The sequence below is a fragment of the Enterobacter sp. FUJ80071 genome, from assembly GCF_038739915.1.
In the GTDB taxonomy this organism is placed as follows: Bacteria; Pseudomonadota; Gammaproteobacteria; order Enterobacterales; family Enterobacteriaceae; genus Enterobacter; species Enterobacter kobei.
This window is the reverse complement of record NZ_JBBXKH010000002.1, coordinates 1-21,519: the sequence shown is the minus strand read 5'-3', so window position 1 is coordinate 21,519 and position 21,519 is coordinate 1. Positions and strand designations below refer to the sequence as shown.

The 21,519-nt window shown below is 45.1% G+C and carries 26 protein-coding genes and 1 pseudogene; 2 read left to right on the top strand and 25 right to left on the bottom strand.

Annotation, left to right across the window (positions count from 1 at the left end):
- Nucleotides 1-749: 749 nt before the first annotated feature.
- The 24 genes and pseudogenes from AAER43_RS23115 to AAER43_RS23000 all read right to left on the bottom strand — a co-directional run bounded on the left by AAER43_RS23115 (nt 750) and on the right by AAER43_RS23000 (nt 17,887).
- Entirely contained in the window at nt 750-869 is a 120-nt protein-coding gene (locus AAER43_RS23115) for a type I toxin-antitoxin system Hok family toxin (RefSeq protein ID WP_223152483.1), read from the bottom strand.
- Nucleotides 817-927, bottom strand: a pseudogene (locus tag AAER43_RS23110) (DUF5431 family protein); the annotation flags it as partial. The gene AAER43_RS23115 and the pseudogene AAER43_RS23110, both read right to left, overlap by 53 nt.
- Before the next feature lie 335 nt (nt 928-1,262).
- A complete protein-coding gene (locus tag AAER43_RS23105) occupies nt 1,263-1,868 on the bottom strand; it encodes a hypothetical protein (RefSeq protein WP_000137794.1) in 606 nt (201 codons plus the stop codon).
- Between the two features lie 216 nt (nt 1,869-2,084).
- Nucleotides 2,085-2,366, bottom strand: coding sequence for a hypothetical protein (locus AAER43_RS23100; RefSeq protein ID WP_000703842.1), 282 nt, complete (start codon nt 2,364-2,366; stop codon nt 2,085-2,087).
- Between the two features lie 145 nt (nt 2,367-2,511).
- Complete coding sequence (locus AAER43_RS23095) at nt 2,512-2,688, bottom strand: hypothetical protein (RefSeq protein ID WP_000802040.1); 177 nt, start codon at nt 2,686-2,688, stop codon at nt 2,512-2,514.
- 53 nt (nt 2,689-2,741) lie between these two features.
- A complete protein-coding gene (locus AAER43_RS23090) occupies nt 2,742-3,053 on the bottom strand; it encodes a hypothetical protein (protein WP_000633161.1) in 312 nt (103 codons plus the stop codon).
- A 222-nt stretch (nt 3,054-3,275) separates the two neighbouring features.
- Nucleotides 3,276-3,476: a hypothetical protein gene (locus AAER43_RS23085; protein ID WP_000814953.1), complete on the bottom strand. Its 201-nt coding sequence runs from the start codon at nt 3,474-3,476 to the stop codon at nt 3,276-3,278.
- 39 nt (nt 3,477-3,515) lie between these two features.
- On the bottom strand, nt 3,516-3,740 hold the full coding sequence (locus AAER43_RS23080; protein WP_000551490.1) for a hypothetical protein: 225 nt from the start codon (nt 3,738-3,740) through the stop codon (nt 3,516-3,518).
- Between the two features lie 54 nt (nt 3,741-3,794).
- Nucleotides 3,795-3,998 (bottom strand): hypothetical protein, encoded by a 204-nt coding sequence (locus tag AAER43_RS23075; RefSeq protein ID WP_000781547.1) that lies wholly within the window; start codon nt 3,996-3,998, stop codon nt 3,795-3,797.
- A gap of 552 nt (nt 3,999-4,550) precedes the next feature.
- A complete protein-coding gene (locus tag AAER43_RS23070; protein WP_001371932.1) occupies nt 4,551-5,042 on the bottom strand; it encodes a DUF3085 domain-containing protein in 492 nt (163 codons plus the stop codon).
- 4 nt (nt 5,043-5,046) lie between these two features.
- A complete protein-coding gene (locus AAER43_RS23065) occupies nt 5,047-5,358 on the bottom strand; it encodes a DUF957 domain-containing protein (protein WP_001165367.1) in 312 nt (103 codons plus the stop codon).
- Nucleotides 5,359-5,874: 516 nt separating this feature from the next.
- Nucleotides 5,875-6,195 carry a hypothetical protein gene (locus AAER43_RS23060; RefSeq protein WP_000071366.1) on the bottom strand — a complete coding sequence of 107 codons (321 nt, stop codon included), beginning with the start codon at nt 6,193-6,195 and terminating at the stop codon, nt 5,875-5,877.
- Nucleotides 6,196-6,373: 178 nt separating this feature from the next.
- Nucleotides 6,374-6,601 (bottom strand): hypothetical protein, encoded by a 228-nt coding sequence (locus tag AAER43_RS23055; RefSeq protein ID WP_000336109.1) that lies wholly within the window; start codon nt 6,599-6,601, stop codon nt 6,374-6,376.
- Nucleotides 6,602-6,775: 174 nt separating this feature from the next.
- Nucleotides 6,776-7,669, bottom strand: coding sequence for a hypothetical protein (locus tag AAER43_RS23050; RefSeq protein WP_000252081.1), 894 nt, complete (start codon nt 7,667-7,669; stop codon nt 6,776-6,778).
- Nucleotides 7,659-8,771 (bottom strand): toxic anion resistance protein, encoded by a 1,113-nt coding sequence (locus tag AAER43_RS23045; RefSeq protein ID WP_000609386.1) that lies wholly within the window; start codon nt 8,769-8,771, stop codon nt 7,659-7,661. Before AAER43_RS23045 ends, AAER43_RS23050 begins: the two co-directional genes overlap by 11 nt.
- The gene (locus AAER43_RS23040; RefSeq protein WP_087878642.1) at nt 8,768-9,577 is read right to left on the bottom strand and encodes a toxic anion resistance protein; all 810 of its coding nucleotides are present in this window, start codon (nt 9,575-9,577) and stop codon (nt 8,768-8,770) included. The genes AAER43_RS23045 and AAER43_RS23040 overlap by 4 nt, the downstream gene beginning before the upstream one ends.
- A gap of 570 nt (nt 9,578-10,147) precedes the next feature.
- A complete protein-coding gene (locus AAER43_RS23035; RefSeq protein ID WP_000280723.1) occupies nt 10,148-10,756 on the bottom strand; it encodes a DUF6012 family protein in 609 nt (202 codons plus the stop codon).
- A 113-nt stretch (nt 10,757-10,869) separates the two neighbouring features.
- Nucleotides 10,870-11,403, bottom strand: a complete 534-nt coding sequence (locus AAER43_RS23030; RefSeq protein WP_000241452.1) for an HNH endonuclease signature motif containing protein — start codon at nt 11,401-11,403, stop codon at nt 10,870-10,872.
- Between the two features lie 54 nt (nt 11,404-11,457).
- On the bottom strand, nt 11,458-11,652 hold the full coding sequence (locus AAER43_RS23025) for a hypothetical protein (RefSeq protein ID WP_087878640.1): 195 nt from the start codon (nt 11,650-11,652) through the stop codon (nt 11,458-11,460).
- Nucleotides 11,649-11,960 (bottom strand): hypothetical protein, encoded by a 312-nt coding sequence (locus tag AAER43_RS23020; protein WP_000172888.1) that lies wholly within the window; start codon nt 11,958-11,960, stop codon nt 11,649-11,651. Before AAER43_RS23020 ends, AAER43_RS23025 begins: the two co-directional genes overlap by 4 nt.
- 62 nt (nt 11,961-12,022) lie before the next feature.
- Nucleotides 12,023-12,262 carry a hypothetical protein gene (locus AAER43_RS23015; protein WP_096149730.1) on the bottom strand — a complete coding sequence of 80 codons (240 nt, stop codon included), beginning with the start codon at nt 12,260-12,262 and terminating at the stop codon, nt 12,023-12,025.
- Nucleotides 12,263-12,511: 249 nt separating this feature from the next.
- A complete protein-coding gene (locus tag AAER43_RS23010) occupies nt 12,512-13,924 on the bottom strand; it encodes a hypothetical protein (protein ID WP_022646499.1) in 1,413 nt (470 codons plus the stop codon).
- Between the two features lie 153 nt (nt 13,925-14,077).
- On the bottom strand, nt 14,078-14,407 hold the full coding sequence (locus AAER43_RS23005) for a hypothetical protein (protein ID WP_000140246.1): 330 nt from the start codon (nt 14,405-14,407) through the stop codon (nt 14,078-14,080).
- A gap of 204 nt (nt 14,408-14,611) precedes the next feature.
- On the bottom strand, nt 14,612-17,887 hold the full coding sequence (locus AAER43_RS23000) for a P-loop NTPase fold protein (protein WP_023314849.1): 3,276 nt from the start codon (nt 17,885-17,887) through the stop codon (nt 14,612-14,614).
- A gap of 858 nt (nt 17,888-18,745) precedes the next feature.
- Between AAER43_RS23000 and AAER43_RS22995 the strand changes: the two genes are divergently transcribed.
- Together AAER43_RS22995 and AAER43_RS22990 are read left to right on the top strand one after the other, a co-directional pair.
- Nucleotides 18,746-19,042, top strand: coding sequence for a helix-turn-helix transcriptional regulator (locus tag AAER43_RS22995; RefSeq protein ID WP_023314851.1), 297 nt, complete (start codon nt 18,746-18,748; stop codon nt 19,040-19,042).
- A 423-nt stretch (nt 19,043-19,465) separates the two neighbouring features.
- A complete protein-coding gene (locus AAER43_RS22990; protein ID WP_023280966.1) occupies nt 19,466-20,122 on the top strand; it encodes a TetR/AcrR family transcriptional regulator in 657 nt (218 codons plus the stop codon).
- Nucleotides 20,123-20,184: 62 nt separating this feature from the next.
- Here AAER43_RS22990 and AAER43_RS22985 read toward each other — a convergent pair whose 3' ends face one another.
- Nucleotides 20,185-21,168, bottom strand: a complete 984-nt coding sequence (locus AAER43_RS22985) for an MDR family oxidoreductase (RefSeq protein WP_023280857.1) — start codon at nt 21,166-21,168, stop codon at nt 20,185-20,187.
- Nucleotides 21,169-21,519: the final 351 nt, after the last annotated feature.

Sequence of the window (21,519 nt, the reverse complement as noted above, 5' to 3'; positions counted from 1 at the left end):
CCTGCGAAGGGATGGCGGCTGCGTATTTGGTACAATGAAACCATTGACGAAGAGATAGAACCGCAGCGTGGAGACTGTATTGAGCTGTCCTCCAGGGCGGACGCTCTGCTGTCCTTCATGTCGTTCCAGGAAAAGGTTTAGCGCTGCGGCCCCCCTCACAAAAAGGCGCTTTCCGCGACAAATCTGGTACGACCGGACAACGTTGAGTCAATTCTTGCTTCCCCGCAGAAGAATCCCTATGAAGTAAAGTAGAGGTAGGCATTACGCCCACCAGCAAACCTGATAACTGTTCTTTGCGTAACATCCTCAAACTTCTGGTGCCTTCGTAGACTGCGATGCGAATGCCCATGAGCTGAATTCACCGTATCATTTGACCGGATGCAGCGAGAACAGAAATGACAATGTTTGAACGATTTGCCAGACGGCCATAAAACTCTACTGGGTACAGAATAAGGACTGACCGCAATGGCTACGTTCTATGAGCTACCGACCAGTGAGAAGTCCATTGTTTCCGGTACGTGCCCGGACGAGCACCGGTGAAATTTTTCCCGACTGGATTACGCTAAGGCTTTTGAACGGTTTGCGTGAAGTGGGACTCTTTGGGTCTGGTTCTTGATTTATACAAAAGGCTATATGCCACAAGACGGGAGGAAAAAAGGGTTTCCCCGACTGGAGAAACCCTTTCAAAAGGTGCCGATGGCATACTAATCCACACCCCGAAAAGAGGGGGTTGCCCCCCTCTTTGTCAGCTACTTACCGGATTCGTAGGCCAGGATAGCAGATACCTCCCTTGTTCCGTCTTTCATCCGCAACTCGCAAAGCGAGTTTCGTGTGAGCCAGGTGAATATCAACAGCGTTAAACAAACTATTAATATGCACAAAACAATGGGTTGGTTCGGCATTTTCATGGCCTTCTTCTCCTTGCATTTAAGCAGGCAAGAGGCTACTCTGAATGTGACTAGCATACAGGGGCCTCGGGTTAATTGAAAAATTACTCGGGGCTTTCTGCTTTTACCACAGTCAAACAGTGTTACCGCTGGCTGGGGCAAAAGCCTCCAGCACCAGCGTTATTATACCACCCTGCCCTGATCAGCCAAACACCCCGCCTACATAAATTACTGATTTTTCATTTATTTGACATGATTCACTTCCGGTTGTCGGCGAAAGTCATTTTATACTAAAGAAAAGGGTAACGGGCAGCTGCTGGGTCGGAACATACAGTGCAGTTCCTGCCCGTTTAATTTCCGGATGCAATGGTAGGATCAGGAGGCACTGCTTCCGTTGATTAGGGAAATCTTATGTGCCTGAATACGGCTGTATTCGAGATGGGATGCAATATTACAGATGCGCTCCAGTCGATCATGCAGCCTCGTGTAGGTCAGTCGATGAATACCGGACATTTCATCAAGTAGCCAGCGCTTGATGTAAGGGTTACAGGAAAGCCGGGCAAGATCGTCGTCATCCACTTCGTCAAAGAACCAGTACTGCTCCATCGGGACTACCTGAAATATCCACGGCCGGGGATAGTCCCCTGTGACAACCAAAAACCATGCAAGAAAGCATAGACACAGCTCAACGACCATAAGCATCGAAAATTGCGAATAACTTAGACCGGGCACATAGGGTGAACTATCCGCAACATACCCCCTGAGCAATTCCGCCACAAGGTAGCCCAATAGCGTCAAGGCCAGCATCAGGGTCAGGATTAATCCCCCATTAAACGCTACCGAAGCCTTTTGAACCCGATCAGGTGCTGTCCGGCTGCGATAGTTGGTCACTACTCTTTCTACAAGTGCCCTTATGGCAGCCTGTTCTTTACTGACATCAGCTCCGGAAAAACCGGACGGGCTTTTATTTAATTCAGTCATACCCCACTCCTGTTATGTGCTCTACTTAACAAACACGTAGATCATACAGAGCTCACGGACGCACTCCTGCCAGATAAAGGAGGGAATTTGGCTGTAAGACGGTTAGCCAACAGTTCAGGTTATGCGTGGGATCCGCCCAGTCAGAAAGGATTCCGTTAATAACAGGCAAGGTTAAAGGCAGATGGACGGTGAAATTGTGGGTGCTAAAAGGGGGTATTACTCTTTTTCCTGCATAGCGGTTTTTTCAGCCCGGGTGGCCAGACGAACATTTCCGAAAGGCTCACGGACAAGCAGTGGCTTCTCCTTCTTCCAGCCCCTGATAGCCGTTTCTCCAAACCGACGTGGTGCATTGCCGTTCCAGCGAGCAATCACATGGTTATCATGAATTTCAATAATGACAACGGGGTGGACAATGACCGTTGAAATGGTGGTATTTCCCATTTTGGTACGGGTTACAGACCAAACCTGCATCCCGGATTCCAGCTGGCTGATTTTCATATTATATCCTTAAGCCATCACGAACTGCGCCACAAACAATTAATGTGGCGCAATTTACCATAAACAATAAACATCAGATACCCGTGAAAAGATTTCCCTTTATTTTAAAATTCTTCTGGAGAAAAAATGATATTTCCAGAAGAGGTCAGCGAAATTCAGAAACGGCCATCACAATGGTGCTGCGCTGACGCTGGCGTTCTGCCTTGCGCTGCCTGCGGCGATAGATCTGTTTTGCGCTGACGTAAGGGCAGTCCTCACGGGTATACCAGCAGCAGCCGCAAGGTTCGGGCCGGGGTTTTCCGGCAAGTCCAAATGGTTTCATCAAGTCACCTTTTTAATGTTTTTAATGGAAAGATACTTACCTAACCCATTGTTTTATAGGAAATAACGTTGTTGCATAAACAGATACAGATAACCCTCAGGAGAAAACATGCAAAGGTTATCAGTGATAACCGCGTCCAGATACCGAGTGTCAGTCTGTAAACGTTTTATCACCAGAAAATGTGCTGCCGCAGCCTTAATGCCAGAACTACCGTTTACAACATTATGTATACCCGCTTTGAATAACGAACGAGCATGAATTACCTTTTCCCGGGCCGCTTCGATCTCAGCATTAATAACGCATTGCCGCGCCTGGATGACTGCCTCTCCGGTTAAATCGCGGAAATTCATTAGAGATGTGATCATGATTGACTCTCCAGATTATGTGGAATCATTATAACAACTGGCACCACGCCACAAATAACCTGAGATAAATTCTTTGAAATATTCCTATATATAAGGAATTACAGTCGGAAAAGAAACAATGAAATAGCGCCGACCGCTTAAAATCGATAAATTAAAATGGACGGCACTGGAATGAAAAACTGAAAGTAGTAAGACCGTAATTATCCTTCACGGATGTAAGCTTTAAAAGAGGAGTACTGGCAAAGCTTTGCCAAGTACTTCGGCGGTTGTGTCTACGATTTTACGGATGTCATCGATCTGCGAAGGCTTATTCAACACCACCGTAAAAAGCTCTCCTTCGTTATCAGCCTGCTCGCAGTTTCCGTATCGGCTCCCGTCGTACAGCTGCACAATACGTGACATAGAAGACTTTGTTTGTTTCATGGCTTTGCACCTGCTTTTAGGCAGTTTGGTTACTGGTTATCAGAAGCTGGTTTCATGCGCTTCCGGCTGGGACACGAACTGGTATTTGACGCCGCCAGGCACACCTACTGCTTCGGCAATAGAGTCGCAAAGCCGCGATAAATCATTTAGTGTCATCGGATATTCAATATCTACTGAATATAAAGCACCTGCATTTTCAGCATCTTCGATGTTTTTATACTGGGCACTAAATATAGCAATGGTCTGAATTTCGTGGTTATGCATGAACCGGTCCTTATTAAATTATAAAAGCCACCCGAGAGTGGCCTGAGTGGAAACTTAAATCTGTGAAGTATATTTGAGAGATTTTTTGCGATCCAGATGCCGGGCAACAATGGTTCCGATAACAAGTAGCGTGATGACCGCACTGAAGAAGGTGCTGTCAGGGACGCCCTGGAAAAAATCACTGAAACTGTAAACAATAAAAATCAATGCGCAAAAATAGAAAACGATACGAACATAAGGGGTAAAAAACATTTTCATCGGTTGCCTTCCATTCAGGGAGAATTCTCAGTAATTACATCACACCTGAAGAGAAACTATTTTCGTATAAATGAGCATTTTCGACATATCAGAGGGGGGTTTTACTCATAAATGAGGTAGTAAGGGTCACACTTGAGATGAAAGTTACTTTCCTGGCTGCGAACGAACTATCTCAAATGTTAGAGGTGTGCGTTCGCCTTAAGAGCTTCATGCCCTGAGGAGCTCAACTTGAGCCGATAGTATAAACCTGGCTCCAGATGCCTTACTGGCTGGCATAACTCCACGAGGCCCAGCCGGAACAGGACCGGAGAGCTCCTGCACGTCACATCATCAGGATTCCCCATAAACGTACGCCGTTCTCTGGCCCGTCTGAAATTGCCAGAGATATCATAGATCGTGCCGGATGCCATCCGTCTTAACACGTAAATCTGCGCCCTTGTAAGCTTCTGGGCGGAACTGCTTAAACCTGACATACCTTCCCGGCCTTATATAAAACAATCCGCCAGCAGCTCGACTGGCGGACAATGTTTGACTGGATACAGCAAGGACATACTATTTGCTGACAAGTTTGATATTGGTTTCACTCATTCGAAGTCGAAACTCCTGAAAACCCTGCTCTACCGCTAACTCCAGCCACTCAACGGGAATGGTATAGCTACAATCAGACCCACCCAAAGCGGCATCACAAGCGTAATCCCAGTCCTCATCCAGTTTTGGATTCATCCCCTGGGCGTAAGCCACAGTATCGCGGGATGCGGGAGAGCCCTCAAGCTCAGCATTAGTGATCAGGTATACACCATGACTGTGCGCGAGAAGCACTTTTGGCACCAGATGTGTGCTGGCAATTTTTGAGGATGAGGGAAAGAAAACCCTACCAGCTTTACGCGCCTCTTCTTCAGTCTGTCCCTCAGCGTTAAGGAGGGCTCCCCCCGGATAGCATGCCGGGTCATAGATCTGATCTGGGGTGACCGAAAACGTTTTTGCGGTGCGAATTTCTTCGATCAGTTTATTGATATCTGCCATTTCAAATACGAGAGTGGTCACAGGCTTACTCTCCCTCTTCAGTGGACAACATCAGATACTTTGTTGCCAGCAGAAGCTCTCCCACATCCTTGAGGGACAATTCAGCTTTGCCTTCTACGGCAAGCTGCAAGCGCTGTCGAATTGCATGAACAGAATCTGAAGATAAAGATGCCATTTTGCGCAAAACGGCATTAGCCTTTTCTACAGCAGGATACAGAATTTCTGAGTTGGTATTATCTTCGTCATTATCAAAGATAATTTCAGAATCCATATTGATGTTATCTTCAAGCCAGCTTGAAAGCACTTCAAGTAATGACATCACCTTTTCAATTTGCATATCGCCTCCTCTGTTAACATGAAACAAATATAACAAAGTGGCTTACCCGGCTAATAACCTGAGCAGAAAGTTTTCGAACTTAGTTTGAAAACAAGTTTTCTGCTCAGGTTAATGTTAAAGTCGCTGGGTAAAAGATAAAAGGCACTGAAGATGATTTAAGCATCAAACAGACTAAATAGGATTCCGTCTTTTATAACGCTTTTAAAATAGAATGAATGAAATATAAATTTTGCGTTTAAGAATGAACGCTGTAGAGGATGATTTATCCAGTGATATGCAGTTTGTGGCCTTTAAAAAGGCTTTATTATGGACTTGAATTGCAAAGAGAGCACCGACATTTTTCTGGGGGCTCCCGCAGAGAAAAAGCTGTGAGGTTATGAAGACGTATAGGAGGTATTCGGCGAAATACTGTATGGCCACAGGAGAGCTTCAGCACCCATATCCTGCCGCCTCGCTCGCCTGTGGTGATTTCAATATGTTCTACGTCATACCACGTAGTTGTATTTCTCACTTTGTTTATGCTTCCTGACACCGCGTGAACGCAATCTTCGTCTGGATGCGTTCATAGATGGAAAACTGCCTTTCAATGGAATCGGCATTAGACAGTAATTCATGAAGCTCAGCAGAATCTGTATCAGGAACGATAGCGACAGAAACTCCATATTTACGCCCAGTTCTGATCAGGTGCGCAAGTTTTTCCTTCTCTGATTCTGTGAGCATTGCCAGATCCCTTCCGGATACCTGCTCGATAAATGGACCAAGGTTTTTCGGAAAAAAGGGTTCGGCATCAGAATTATGTACCGGGAGCGTTTGCGGCTTATCGAAGCTATTGGACATGAAAAGAACCTTTATAGTTAGAGAGGTGGAGACTGAATGCGTAGCCCATTAAAATTAGTAGTGCCACACTCGAATGCTAATCATACTTTATGATGGCTATGGTAGGAATGGCCGTCAACTTAAACCGCCAGAAGCGAGCCATTCACCGTTAAAGTAACTTTCCCGTATGATGTTCTTTTTATGGAATGAGTTGTTCACACTCCTCTTTAAGAGCCGCCCTGGAACGAGATCGACAGACTTTGCTTAATGAAGAGCGTAATTGATGTTCATCAACCCCATCAGCGACAAACTGACCAATTTTCTTTTCAAGACGCTGCATTGCCTCATAAAGCTTGGCATCAGTATTATTTTTAAGAAACCTCAGTATATAATCAGCAATAATTTGAACAGGAGTAAAGTTACACATCATGTATCCTTAATAAGTTGTGTAAAAATAAAACCATAAAAAACATAATCAGAAGTAGATTATTATACTTGAGTAAGCTTTTCAGCTAACAAGCTGGAGAAGCAGATTCCGGTAAATTACTACATATTTGATAAAAGTTACTGAATAAAAAAGCCCAGCGTACCGGGCTTTCATTCAATTTGATTCTAAGAATCTGACTCGCCGCCTGATTTTTATACCAAGAAGAGCGAACAAAACGCCAACGAATGCGACGGGACTACCTACTTTAAGACAATTAACCGACGCTTTTGAAAAGGTATGTGATTTAGACATACGTTTTTGCTCATAACGAATCGCAAGTGGTGAGACGGATTTATCTAAAGCTGTCTTTTCCAATGCATAACGAACTTTCACGGGAATATTTGACTGTAATACACCAGACATATACGCCCTAACAACATTCTGTGTTAACTTCACATCTGGCTTGCCGAGTTTTATATGTAGTTGCGCCTTTAAATAGTTTACAGATACCTCTTCGCCTGAGGGCCAATTACTATCATTTAAATATGCGACAAGTTTATCGTATTTTTCATGTTTTACATATTTCTTGATAACCTTTACAGTCGAAGCTGAAGTGGCATCAGTCTCTTCCGAACCTAAAGCAGATGTAAAAACTGACAAGCCGATAAGAAAAGCGCCAGCAATTAGAAGCATCGGGAATATCTCACCTATTTCCTCCCCCTTTAAAATTTTAAAGGCAGTTGAAGAAACTACTAATAGCCCCATAATCCCTAATAGCAACTTAGAATATGTAGTTAGGAAGCCTCCAAATGCATCGCCAAAATCCGAAACCACTAACTTATCTTCACCTTCAGATGAATTGAAGAATGACAAGGGCACATCAATATCAAAGTCCAGAACTGAAGGTGAGAGGTGTAATGACAGCAACCACAAGCAAAGACCAAAAATCATTATCAGCAGGCCCGCACCAAATATCGCGAAACCTGAATTTCTAATCTTTATAGACCGGTGAAAAAGAAATGACAGTTCACGGGAAAAATCGTCACTACTCTTAAGGTTACGCACCATGATCTACCCCTTTTTGTGTCAGTCGGGTGCGCAAATTCTCACGCATGGCAAGAACCTGTTTTTCTGTTTCCCTGAGCTTAATAGCCCCTTCTCTCTGGATTTTAACAACATCGCCAACCGTCTGGATAAGCGTATCCTGCACCTCTTTAAGGGTGCTTATATCAATAACCAGCCGTTGGTTTGCTTTCATAGTTTCTACTGCATTGCGATGCAGTAATTTTGCATTACTACGGAGTAACTCATTGTTGGCATTATCGATATCATTGGCAAGATTTACAGCGTTACGCTGTCCATTTAGAGAAATGGCTAACAGAAACTGACGCTTGAAATTAGGGACAGTAACCTCTTTGACGCTATGAAACTTGTCGATAAGACTTTGGTTATTTGCCTGTATAATCCGTACCATTGGCAATACTTGCATAGCAGACTGCTGAGAAACAACTAAATCGCCAATACGTTTTTCTAAATTAGCAATTAGCGTATCCAGATCAGATACTTCCTGGAACTTAGCAGGATTGTTACCAACATTAGCTCTGAGATTTTCTGCTTTTAATTGTAATTCTCCCAGCCTTAATTTACCGGCAGCAATATGTACACCTGTTAAGTGGTGTTCTTTAACGACTTCATCAAACATTTGCTGGAGCGAAATATTATTAGAACCGAGGCTATTCTGTGTAACTGAAACCTCTGAAACCAGAGCATCGATTTGTTCACGAGTTGATTCAAACTGTGCGGCGAAATTCTTCCCACGGGTGCGGATTTTATCCAACAAAGGGCCAATAACTGGCAGATTTGAACGACTTTCAGTTAAGTTCGAGATGTTTACATTTCTTGCAAGGTTGATAATTTCAGTTAATTTGCTCCCGGCTTCGTCTAAATCTTTATTGCGAATTTGCTCAAGCAGGCTATCCGCATAATTAGCAGTGTTTTCCCCCATTGCCCGGCCAAAACGATAAACTGTTCCTGGATCATCGGCATTAATGCATTCCGCGACGGCTTTAATCTCTTGTTCATCTTGCTCATTCAGCCCGAACTTTTCCAGTTCAGCGGAAGTCAAAGTAAAAGCAACAACCTCAGTTTTGGTGGTCAAATTATTAATCATTTTTGGAATCCCTCTAAATTTTGTCGCAGGCTTTTTAGAAGAGCCTCGTGGGCCTGATTAGCTTTTCTAACAATCGTAGGGTCAGTGTTATTTACTGATAACAGCGAAAGTGTGTGTTGCCGCCATACTGGAACCAGGACTTTTATAGTTTCGTTAAAGCGGTCAGCAATATCTATACAAGTCCCGCGAGTGATTTCCATCTGCATGGCGGCCATTTCATGAGACGCAAGCAGTGTTGCCAGGTTAGCTAAACGTCTGGCAAATCTTTCCCTCGGTTTATCGAAGACAAGGCTTAGATCGTCACTATTTTTTTCTTCGGTAGAATCCCTAAGGAACTCATGGCCTGCCTGGATAAAAATTTTAGGGCGTTTGATTTCTGACACATATGTTTCAAGCAGCTCTTCTAAAGCCAGTAGCGTCTCATTCACATGTGTCAGATATCCGTTCCCCTCATTAATAAGATTTTCCACCTTCTCACGTGCGTGTTGGTAACGAACGCGCTTTTCAAGGTGTTTGCCCGTAAAGCGGGAAAACCAGGATGGATTGCTACTGATAGAACGTGGATCTGCCTCCGCTAAGGCACTTACGATACGGTTCAAGGCTCCTGATAAAGCGGTAACTGCGTCTTTCTCCAGAAGATTTGAATACTTATCCATAGCCTTCGAAGATAAAGCCGAGTCGCCGTAATGGCTTATTGCCCCAGCATTAAGCAGAAGACCGGGTATAAATTCTTCTTTGAGTTCTGCTATCGATATGTTGCTGCTGTCAGTTGAAACGTTCATTTTTGCCTCAAAATGGTTATCCATGACAGCCTATCATTTACCGTTCTGCTGATTTTTCGGTTAAAGCGCCAAAACCTGGGTTTATCCGTTTTCGAGGCAAAAAAATAGAATCTGATCCTCACGTAACCCTTTGCCATTCTGATTAAAGGAGAAGTCCCCTACTGTCTGTGCACTGAATTCAGCACTGGATGAAGTTAGGACATGAAGTGCACATAGATCCCCTGCTTGACCTACCAATCACCGCCTTCAATGTTTAGATCTGGTGACCTTACAGCGACCATTTCTCTAACCGGATGGTCATTGTTGTCGTGGCTGCTCCCCAACAGCAGGCTTACCGTTCCGCTGGCAGAGTAATACATCGCGTCAGGAAAGTGCTCCCTGACCTCCTAAAGCAATTTGTTCATGCTGTTAGTTAAACGATAAAAGCGTCGGGCTGCGTTCGGCATAGCTTCTTCCAGGAGGTCAGAAGCATCAATCTCACGGCCGTTTATAACGCGGAGAATATCTTGCTCATCCATAGGTTACTCCCAGGCAATAAATCAAAGTGGCCAGGCAAAAGGAGACTCGCCTGGCATCAAAAAGAATAAAAGGTCGTTACGAACTGATAATGATGGCCTGGTCAGTTTGAGGAAGTCGGTTTCCTCTGATGAATGCTGGATGGCTTAAACGAGCAGATGACATGGTCATCGCCAGAAATGTCTCTTCACGCGAACGCAGCAATTCCCCCCATGAATAGGTTTCCCATACGTCGTGGGAAAGATCGGATTCCTTTATGTACCTTGACTGCATTGTTGGTTCAAAATCGACGGGAGCTAGACTGTCATAGGATGGATGTACACGGTACCCCAATTCTTCCTCCCTCTGATGGTATGCATGTGCCAAAAGGACATCATGGGAGACCAAGTCATAGTCTTTGTCCTGAACGAGCGTTTTTACGGTATGACTAATTTTTCCAAAGCCTTCAATTTCCCAGATTGTTATCATTGTGAACTCAGTTAAAGTCCGTGGGCTTTTTACCAGAAAGCCATTTAATGCACGTCGCCCCTTCAACATGACAACGTGGTAGGACTTGTTGGGATAAGGTTTCATTGCCACCAGCGAATCAGCTTTAAGCTCAAGTGACAATTCAGGTACAGAAACTGACACGAGAGTACACTTGTTTTTCATATGGTGAAGAATACGGGGCACAAGATGCAGATACATCATTTTCTCCTTTGAAGGATATACCAGGCAGCTCCTCAGCAGCATCAAAATATTTAAATCACTCTTTAATTAGTAAACCACTGCTGATTAACTTCTTTTATGTTTCACAGAAATTATTCGTTTTGTTTCTGTTCGTTATACTGCTCAAACCAGAAGACGACCGGTTTTTCTACAATATGAAGCAACCCAAAACGTTCTGCGGTACGGAAATTCACGCTATATGCGCGAGCCCGTTCAACCTGTTTGGTAATTTCTTTTCTCATTCCTTCAACACTAAAAGCTCCTTTAAAAAGGTTGCAGGGGGCGCATGATGGAAATAAGTTTTCTATAGCATGCAGTTCAGGGTGCATAACCTTACCCGTACTTCGGGCAACATGAGTTACGCCGCTGCCGACAGGGGCTCTCACCAGTTCAAAGTCGCGTCGAACAGGCTCAACATGATCGGCATGCCACCCTTTTTCAGGAAGCTTGCAACCACAATAGGCACAACGCCCCCCAAATTTCATTCGCAGCTCAGCTCGCTGTATTTTAGAGATCTTATTTTTAGGTTTTGAGAACCTACCATCAGGTGATTCAGCTTTGGATAACTTTGCTGAGGGCTCAGGTAATTCAACTAAATTCCCGTTGATATTTATCACCTTGACCATATCATTTTCCGCCTTTACTAAGCTCACGGGCACAGGAACTGGCTTAAGTAACCGCTAAAGATAACAGCCACTGACTGCATCTACCCAGACCTTCTGTTTATACTCAATAGGCCACCCCTCTTTATCTGCCCGGATGACGCAATCATTTACCGTGGTGCGTGACCGGATACGAACATCAAGCGGAAGCGAATCGTTATTCACACGAGCCTGTGCCTCATTTAAAATGCGTAAAAACATCTCTTTGGTCATTCAGATACCCCCTCAACTTTGCGAATTTTGATCAGATGAGGGCGACTCAGTTTACAAAGTTGTTCTGTCGCTTCATCAATCGAATTGAACCGATGAGCCTCTTCGATATTTAAAGTCCAGTATTTCGCTTTCCCTTCTCCCAGATCGGACTCAAAATAATTTCGCTTTACATCCATTTTTTTAGGCCTGCCATTTATCTTGACGACATTATGTCTGTCATCAAAAAGAAATTCGTCCCCCTCAAAAGTGATTAATACAAATGGCCCCTCAGGCTTGGAAGTCCGGGAACTTTCCATTTTCAAAGTCATACTTCAGCCTCTCGATAGAACTCATGAAACGTCAAATTAAAATGGACTCACACCACACTGATTCAGTATTCCTCCTGAACCCCATTAGGCTCTGTTGTGATTTCATATTTAATTCCGCCAAGTGCTCCCACAGCGTCCGCGACCGACTCACACAGCAGCGAGAGATCGTTGAGGGTCATTGGGTGTTCAATGTCCAGCGTGAAGAGTTTCCCGGCTTGCTTGGCGGCTGTCTTGTCAGCATGTTCGGCATTAAAAAGGTATACGGTGTGTTTTTCCTGAGCGGGTGTATTTTGATTTTGCATTGATGATCCTTTTGTTTAGTTCCCCGATTCCGGGGGTGAGTGAATTAATTTAAATTTATATTCGTCTGGTTTAATTAGAACGTTTCCACGCTATGCGTAAACAGGTAATGCAAGGGCTGTATCAACAGGATTAAAGTTACTTTTCTGGATGCAGCAACGCTTGGACATGATGTCCACATTACATCACGATCAAAGCTAAGTTTTTTTTGTATAACCCCTCCATTTTCGTGTGTTTCGCGTTTCAGACGCTTATACGACCTGCTTGACCATCCTCATCAGAAGGCGGTTTAACAGTCCTTTCGCTGTCGGGCGATTGCTATCGACATAGTAAAAACCTGTTTTGGTCGTACCGTGAGCACTGCTCAGCACCCTCAGTTCCCAGATAACGTCACGGATAACGCCGCCATTTTCTGGCTTAAGGCATTCAGATAAATGGCGCATGAAACGAGCTCTTACGGCACGGTAATAGCGGAACTCCTCTGGCTGGTTAGTATTTTCTTTCACCCGGAGTCGCTGGTTACACAGAGTTAGAACTGCATCCATCATTCCCGCCTTCAGCTTCGCCTGGATCGCACCTTGTTGCTGTTCCCTCTCACCTTCGAGTAACGTTAAAATTCTTTCTCCGAGTGCCGTCTTGTTGTGTACGTGCAACTGAACACAGGCAGCTACGCATGCCCAGAATCTGAACTTTTTTATCTGTCCACGCAATTTCCGGGCTACAACCTGACGGTATGCAGAATCACTGAGTATTTTAAAACGCCGACTGGCAACCAGCTCTGGAAGCGACACTCTGTCGCCTATCCCCAGGCGGGAAAAGGTTTGTCCCCGTTGTGCGAGACGATGATAGACAGCGCCCTTGCCTTTTGAAATTCGGACCGCGCCATAACGAAGAAGATACTGAGCAGCAGTCGTTGGAGTAAACTCACCGTCAGCGATGCGCTGGCGTAACCCGTCGTATTCATGCCAGATAATCCAGGACGCCGTATCTTCTTCAACAGTCAGCTCATCCTCTTCCTCGAATGCCACGACGACAGAACTGCTCTCTCCGGTCTTTAGGCTACGTGAAGCCCTGGGGTCAGCCTGCCCGTCAAAATAGGTCATCAGCGGCAACGTATCAGTCAGTCCATCATAAGCTGTACCGAACCGGCCTCCGGGCAGTTTCATCCAGAGTGGAGCTGGCATTGGTGTACGGGGCACAGGCTGCATGTCAGGCTCATCCTCAAGAAGGTCCAGATCGGCCTCTTCCCAGACCCTGCGATAGATCTCAATTGCCCGAAACGGGCGAGGGTTGAAACAGTGCAACGACCAGAGGAAATCAACGTGGATCACGTTTGCTTCCTGTACAAGCCGAAATTGTGGCTCAGCCATACGACGGTTATAAGCCGTATCGTCAACCTCGCCGGAAAGTAGCTTTCTGCGATGCTCTGCCGCACGTCTTGCTTCAACATAATCAAGGCTGCAACAGGCATGAAAAAGACGTTCAGTCAGGGACGAAGAAAAGATATTGGGTTGAAGACGCACATATCCGCCTTCGAACACTTTACGACCGATATAATCCCGCAGGCTCCAGTCGTACTGGATCTTAGAAAGAAATCGCTGAAGACGACTCAGGCCAGCCTGATAACCGTATTTCTCCGGGTCAGTTCGAAGGAGCGTTTCCATTGAATGGTCAACCCCTACTGCTGTGCAAAATGAGCACCCTATAATTCTGATCATTTAGAAATTTTTTTGCGTTTAAAATCAATGAATTGAAAGATTTCATTTTTCTAAGTCTGATAAAACAGATGAAAACCCAACTGACTATACTCATAAAACTCAATCTTTGCGCTGCTGTACGATACCAGTAATTACAGGCGCCGAGTTTAACATCATGAAAAGTAGCCCAATAATGAATGACGCAACGCCAGCTGCGGTGCCTAACTTCTGACTGAACACCATTGAAACAAAGTACATATTTGGGATAAAAACGGACATAGCAATCACGAAAAGTAACTTATTCAGATAATTATTTATTCGGGTCTTAACCTCAACTCTATCATAAAAAGCCATCGAAACGTAAGCAGTTATCAGTGAATAAAAAGACCATGTCATATAGTTAACCGATTCATTAAATGCCTCTCGCAAAAGCAAAGCACTTTCTGTCATTCCCTACCTCATTAAATCAATAGAAAATAAATCTGAATAATTTATTTTTAAAAGAAAAGAACACAACATAACTTCAGTAGTTATGATTAATCCCTGAATGATTATTTCTTAGCAAGATATAACATGCTTAATGTATATCAGGCAATAAAAAAACTCCCAAAGACCACCGCTGTGGTCTTCAGGTATAGGATTTAAAGAACGAACTCAGTCCGGAAACGTATCACTATCTTCTGTAACGTCCGCTTTCTCTGGTAACATTCTGTTTTTAATATACTGTGAATTCCTGCAGATGAGAGGAAAAATCTCCGAGTTATTCATTATACAACTCGTTGCCGTACGGGCGTCCTCCGGAGACCATGATGAAAATGAAAACGTCTGACGGTCAAGCCATTGAGACAATAATACATTATCAACAGAAGCGCTAAACAGCGCCGCAATAGCCCTGCGTTCAACGGCCTTCTCAGGTTCAATAAACGACAACTCATTATGAAAACGGGTAATAATCGCAATACGGCTGTCAATACGAATATGTCTTTCAAGTAAGACATCGTGCAACTCATCAAGTACAGTCTCTCTCTGGGTATCGTCGAGGCAAGACCACAGAAAATGAATGTTCTCGGCATTTGTGACAACGTCTGGCTCTGCATCACGGAACCATGATGCAAAGATACCCACACTACCTTCCATCCGGATATGCTGCCCCTGAAGTTGCATTTGTTCAAGGATAAAGCGCATGTTCACAGGAAGAACCGTAAAACACTCAATAAGCCTTTCAGAAGAACTAAATACTCCACATGCCAGGGCGTTCAGCTTTTTCTTCAAAATATCAAACTGCTCACCTGACTGATATACGTCATGGAGAAATACTGGACCCATAGCATTCACATCAGACTCAATTATTTTCTCTGACAGTGCTTTTTGACGCTCTCGCACAAATATTAAAAGAGAGGTTGCATTTGTAGCTTCTTTGATGACGTCATACTGACCTTTAACAAAGCTCAGGACAGGTATATTCACCAGAAGACCTAAATCAACAATCCTGCCAACAGCATTTTTGATGTACGGCAGAACATTTTTATCCTTAAGTGCTATAAAGATACTCTCGGCAGTACGTAGATAACGAAGATATGCAGCCAAAGCCAGGTCAAACCGTTCCTCACCAATATGTTCACTGTACGACTCGATACCGGCATAGTTACCATGGAGCACCATGTGAGCAACAGCCTGTGCAGCAAATTCCGCAGGGAAGAGATTCCTCGTCGCCGTATTATTAAGATAATATTGATTTAAAACATTATTATTCCAGTCCGGGCTCAGAACAATTTTTCTGAAATGGATAACGTCCTCAACAACCTGACGATTTTTAAGCGTCATTATTGCAGAGCTAACCTGAGCCCCACCTGTACCATCATTCTTTCCAATTACGTTCTGTACCGCCTTCGATGCAATATTGATATGCCGGATAATTCCCGGATTAAAAAGGTCTATCTGAGGTTGCTCAGCTCCATAGCGTAACATCTCCTCCCGACCGTGATTTCCGATATCTAGTGTGCCAATTTTCAGGTTTGACAAGGTCTCTTCATTATTGACAAGGTATTCCACATAAAATACGCCATCTACAAAATTCTCCATTTTATTCAGTAGTGATTCACCGGCCAGAACAGAGTATGAATCAGCTTCCTGCAGCAACGTCTGCGTGGATTCAGCCTCCAATTTTTCTGAATCCTGAATTTCATCAAGTTTACTCACAATAAACGATATTTGCCTTTCGACGAAAGGCTCTAGGCTTATCCGCCCGTCAGCCATCAGTTTCTGCAGACTCAATACGAAACCTTCATCATTCTTTTCTCTGAGTGAAACAGCATAACTCTGATTCAGCATTTGCACTGCGACTTTGAGTTGCGGTTCGGCGAGAGCCTGACACTTCTCATCCATCCGGCTATAAGAAACCAGCCAGTCTCGCATCTGAATATGTGGTGCCACTCGCTGCCATGCTTCAGCGAAACCCCACAAGGCCGTCAGTTCTTCAAGCCGTGGGATATTTATAGCACCAATCGCGTCTTTAAGAGGCGTATCAAGCAACTCGCTCCTGGCAAGCTCCACCGTGGACTGATAGTGGATGCTCATCAGAAATTCGCTCCATCTTTCTGTATCGTTATTAAAAATTCGGGATATTTGTTGATAAGTTAGCGAGAGCATCTCGTCAAAATCATCCGGAGCAATACCGGGTTCGGTCTGACTAGCTTTGGGATCGCGAAGTAATACTTTAATATCTCGCTCCCCGTATCTGACCACCAGTAAGTAGAGAGCAATAAGAATATGGCGATGATCTTCTGTTGCAGGAACGGTAAGGTTCAGAATATGAATATCATTAACAAACTTCTTCATTAATCGCGGTGTGATACGAGGATACTCAGAGGGTTTCCAGCGCTCAAGCAACACCGTTGCTTCCCGGCACGCTATCCCTGCATCCTCATTTACTGTTTCTTTCCAGTACTGCCTTAACGCTTCCTGCCATCCTGCCGAAATAAGAGGAGGAACCTGAAAACTTACAGGAATCCGCTTTGCAATAAACTCACGCCCGCTGAAACCCGCCACAGAAAGTGAGGCTGAAACCTGTCTTGCCGAATAGGGCACCACTATCCTGAAGTGTTCATGAGTGGCTCCGGCAATAAGCTCCATATCACTCCAGAGCTCTTTCACTTTGTCTGCACTGATTCGGTCCAGATTATCAATGATAAGGATGAAGCGATCTCCATGGGAAATGACCTCTTTGGAGGTAAATCCCTGCAGAGCTTCAGCCAGCTCAATAGCTCCGACCTCCTTATTAACTAGCCAAGTCTCTTCAATCCTGTCAGTACTGTTGCGTTTGAACAAATCACCAATACTCGAATACCCTTTCTTTCTGTACCATTCCATGTTCTGCAGGCATGCCAGTCCTGCGACCATAATGGCAGGAGAAAGAAACGCGGCCACCTCAACATAAAAAAGCCACCCTAATAATGACTCCTTGTTAGTAAAATATTGATTAAGGTCTGTTAGCACATAACGAAGCATCTGCACGGAAAGCAATGACAGTAAAATAAAAACGACGGTCAACCAGCTTAGCCTGCTGCTGACCCTCTTGTCGTATTCAACGATGTTACCCAGAGCCAGATTTTTATACTTATCCAACACATCCCGGGAGCCCGGACATTGTAGGCTGACCCCGTGGTGGATGACATCGATAAGCGCTTTTTTAGTTGAGCCATGATGGTAACGTTCTGCATCAAAGTTAATGAACGTAAAATCATCTTTAAGCTTTTTCTGCAGGAACTTCAATATTGTTGACTTACCTGAACCCAGCTCACCTTCCAGACCAATAATATTGACATCAGGTGTCCTGATGATCTGAGCCACATTCTCTGCAACTTTTTCATGACTGCTGCCTCTAAACATATCCTGGTCAGCGGGTGATTCCGTCTGCAATCGTAGAGTCATTCAGCAATTTCCTTCGTTATAACGTAAGATTCTTTCACTATTAGACACAGTACAGAGCCCACAGCAACCAAATGACTGCAGCCGGGGCAGTTTAGTTTTAAGCATGCATAAGCCGATTTCGATGGAATCCCTTTCACACAATAATATTGAATTGAAGCAATGAAAACATTAATGTGTTTGTTGTGACTAGCTGCAGGGGCCTGGAAGAAATTCCAAAGCCTGACAAACCGGAACAGGGCTTGCTCTGCTCCGGTTTTATCCAGTTCATCTTGAAGCCCTTGTTTTTGTTACATATCCCTGCTCACTCTTTCAGCCATTGTTAAGCTTCTTGTGTGTAATCTGCGAATAATACGGATGCAAAATTGATGCAATGGATTATACATACCTACAGCGCACGTTACGCTGAGCTGAATCGAATTTCAGAGAACGTTCTTCGCTATTACCCTGCCCAGCCAGTTGAACACATTTTATCATCCGGCCCCGAGAGTGACATGTTCTCTGCCTGGTACAGCCTTCATCAGAGTCAAACTAGACGTTATTTACAGGCAAAAGAAGACAGCTACAGAGTTTAAGTCTGACATTATTCGTGGCTGTGTCTGCCTTCGGAGTTTTCAGCTTATCCCGATAACAGCGGTTTTGAAAAATTGACGTTTTTTACACCGGTACATTGCCCGAACGCAATCTCCCCCGTAGCGAAATACCGCCCCGCAGAAAATCGTCCATGCTCGGCATGCCCCTGGAACATCAGCATCTTTTCAATAAAGGTTTTACAGCCTATAGTCTGTATAACACAAAATACACCTTACCTGCTGTATTACAGGGCGGTACTCCCTACTCAGTCTGCGAGGCAGGTCACTTATGAATAATCAGTTCCCGATAAAAACGCTGAACCAGCTCAGACCTGTGCTAATCGGGTTTCGCAAAATCAAGGGCTTCACGCAAAAAGATGTGTCTGAGAGGCTTGCCGTAACGCAGCAAACCTATGCCCGCCTGGAAGCAAACCCTGCTAGCGCCAGTATTGATCGTCTGTACAAGGTATTCAGTATTCTGGGCGTAGAAATAACGCTGTCATCTATTTCCCCTTCACCCTTCATTTCCCACACAGAGATGAGGGGGGCATTTGACAGCACTCCCGCCAGACGGGAGAAATGGTGACTATTAGAAGTTTGCTAGTTTTGTCGAATGACGCCAACTACATGTCCGCATCCATCGAGTAGTGGCTTCAAGCCACGATTGTCACTGCCTCCGCTGCCTTTTTCCAGTAACTCTCTCCTTTTAATTCTAATATTTAGGGGTGTCAACGCAAAGCAGAAACGGCACCTTCTTTGCGAGACAGAAATGACCTGTGATTGCCTGGCCGATTTATGGCAGCTAAGTGCGAGAAGCGGATATAGCGAATTCGCCATTGTACGGGATTAGCAGGTTTACTGAAGCAACCTGCGATGGCGTTATGGCAATAGTCAGTCCCCTGTCCAGTCGGCATAGGTGGCCACCTCGTCACCGCCGGGGATAAACTGATTGAAGCCTCCGCGCAAAATCACTTATTCTTTTCCGTTAATAAAATGCAGGAGCAAAGTCATGACTGGCGAAATTCGTGGGCGAGGCAGGCCACGAAAAACAGAGAGTACCTATACAGATACCCGTAATGACCTGATCCGAAGCGGGCTTGAACTGCTCACGCAGAATGGTTTTCTTTCAACGGGAGTCGATGCCATTGTCAAAAATGCCAGTGTTCCTAAAGGCTCATTTTATTACTATTTCAAGAGCAAAGAAGAGTATGCCCAGACTGTTCTGAGCGCCTATGACAGTTTCTTTGTGCATAAACTCCAAAAACATCTGTATGAATCATCCTTCACACCAATGATGCGTCTGGAAAATTTCATCGACGATGCCTGCGACGGCATTAAAAAGTACAATTTCACCCGGGGCTGTCTGGTTGGCAATATGATGCAGGAGAGTCCGGGTCTTCCACTGTCCTTTATCAAACAGCTCCACGAAATACTTGAGCGCTGGCAGGCGCTTGTGGCGTGCTGTCTGTCCGACGCGTTATCTTCGGGCGAAATCCGTTCCGATATGAATAATACGCAACTGGCGGCCATTTTCTGGAGCAGTTGGGAGGGTGCCGTAATGCGTGCCAAACTTTATTGCTCAACCCAGCCTGTGTACGACTTCTGGAGCTATTTCAAAAAGTCAGTACGCTATCAGCCCTCTAAGGACACGGCTGTTGAAAAGTAAAAAAGGGGCCGCAGCCCCTGATAATAATTATCAAACCCAGGCTGAGCCTGGCTTCCACTTCATTAGCTACACTGAATTACTGCCCGGCCACGAATTCCGCCACTCAGAAGTTTTTCGGCCACATTGATGGCATCACTCAGCGGATAAACGGTGGTCAGGCTATCCAGTCTGGACTCCGGTAAATACTGTACCGCCTGCTGCCAGATCGCCGCTCTTTTTTCCTTCGCGAACATGACACTGTCAATCCCTTTCAGCGTGACGCCACGCAGGATAAACGGAGCCACATTCCCCATTAGTTCCATCCCCTGTGCCATGCCGCAGGCTGCAACAATACTGCCATAACGCACCCCGGCGCATACATTGCAGAGCGTATGGCTACCGACTGTATCAATGGCGGCAGCCCAGCGTTCTTTCTGTAACGGTTTTCCGGGACAGGAGAGCTCGGAACGGTTAATAATCTCGTCCACACCGACCGTTTTATAGAGCCAGGCAGCCTCTTCCGGGCGTCCAGTAGACGCCGTAACGCGGTACCCCATTGATGCAAGGATCATGGCCGCAATGCTCCCGACGCCGCCGCTGGCACCGGTAACAAGTACCGGACCATCTTCAGGCTTAATACCATGATTCAGAAGTGCGTCTACGCACAGCATCGCGGTAAACCCAGCTGTTCCGATTGCCATTACGTGTTTGCCGTTAGCGCCAGCCGGGAGCGGCGTCAGCCAGTCTCCATTTACCCGTGCTTTTTCGGATAGTCCGCCCCAGTGTTTTTCCCCAACACCCCAGCCGGTCAGGAGAACCTTATCTCCGGCCTGATATTCGGGATGTGAACTGGCGGACACTGTACCGGTAAAATCAATGCCGGGCACCATGGGAAAGCGTCGGACGATTGGGCCCCGGCCCGTAATGGCCAGTGCGTCTTTGTAGTTGATGGATGAATAGTCAACATTGACCTCCACATCCCCCTGCGGTAGTTCACTTTCAGCGATTTCAGCAAGTTGCGCACTATAGCGTCCATCTGTTTTGTTGATTAATAAAGATTTAAACACGTTCACCTCGTTTGTCCGGGCGTTTACCGTTCAGTCATTAAGTCGTCAATAAATAATATTGACCGATCGTCTAATAATCAACACTACGATCCCAGTGCTTTGCCAGCATTCAAGAAACATTATTCATTTCATGCACTTAAAGCTGTCTTTTTTGACCGACATCAAACTGTATTCTGGTTTATCTGGTGCAGAGGGAAAATCAGCATCCCTGAAGATACATAGCTAATGCTTCAGAACACGGCTGATGATGCGATAAAACAACCAGGCTTTAATGAGTTAGTCTGAGCGGACCTTCGGCTCAGTAAATAGGTCCGCTCCGTGCCAAGAGCAGACGCTGGTAATTCGGGTAAT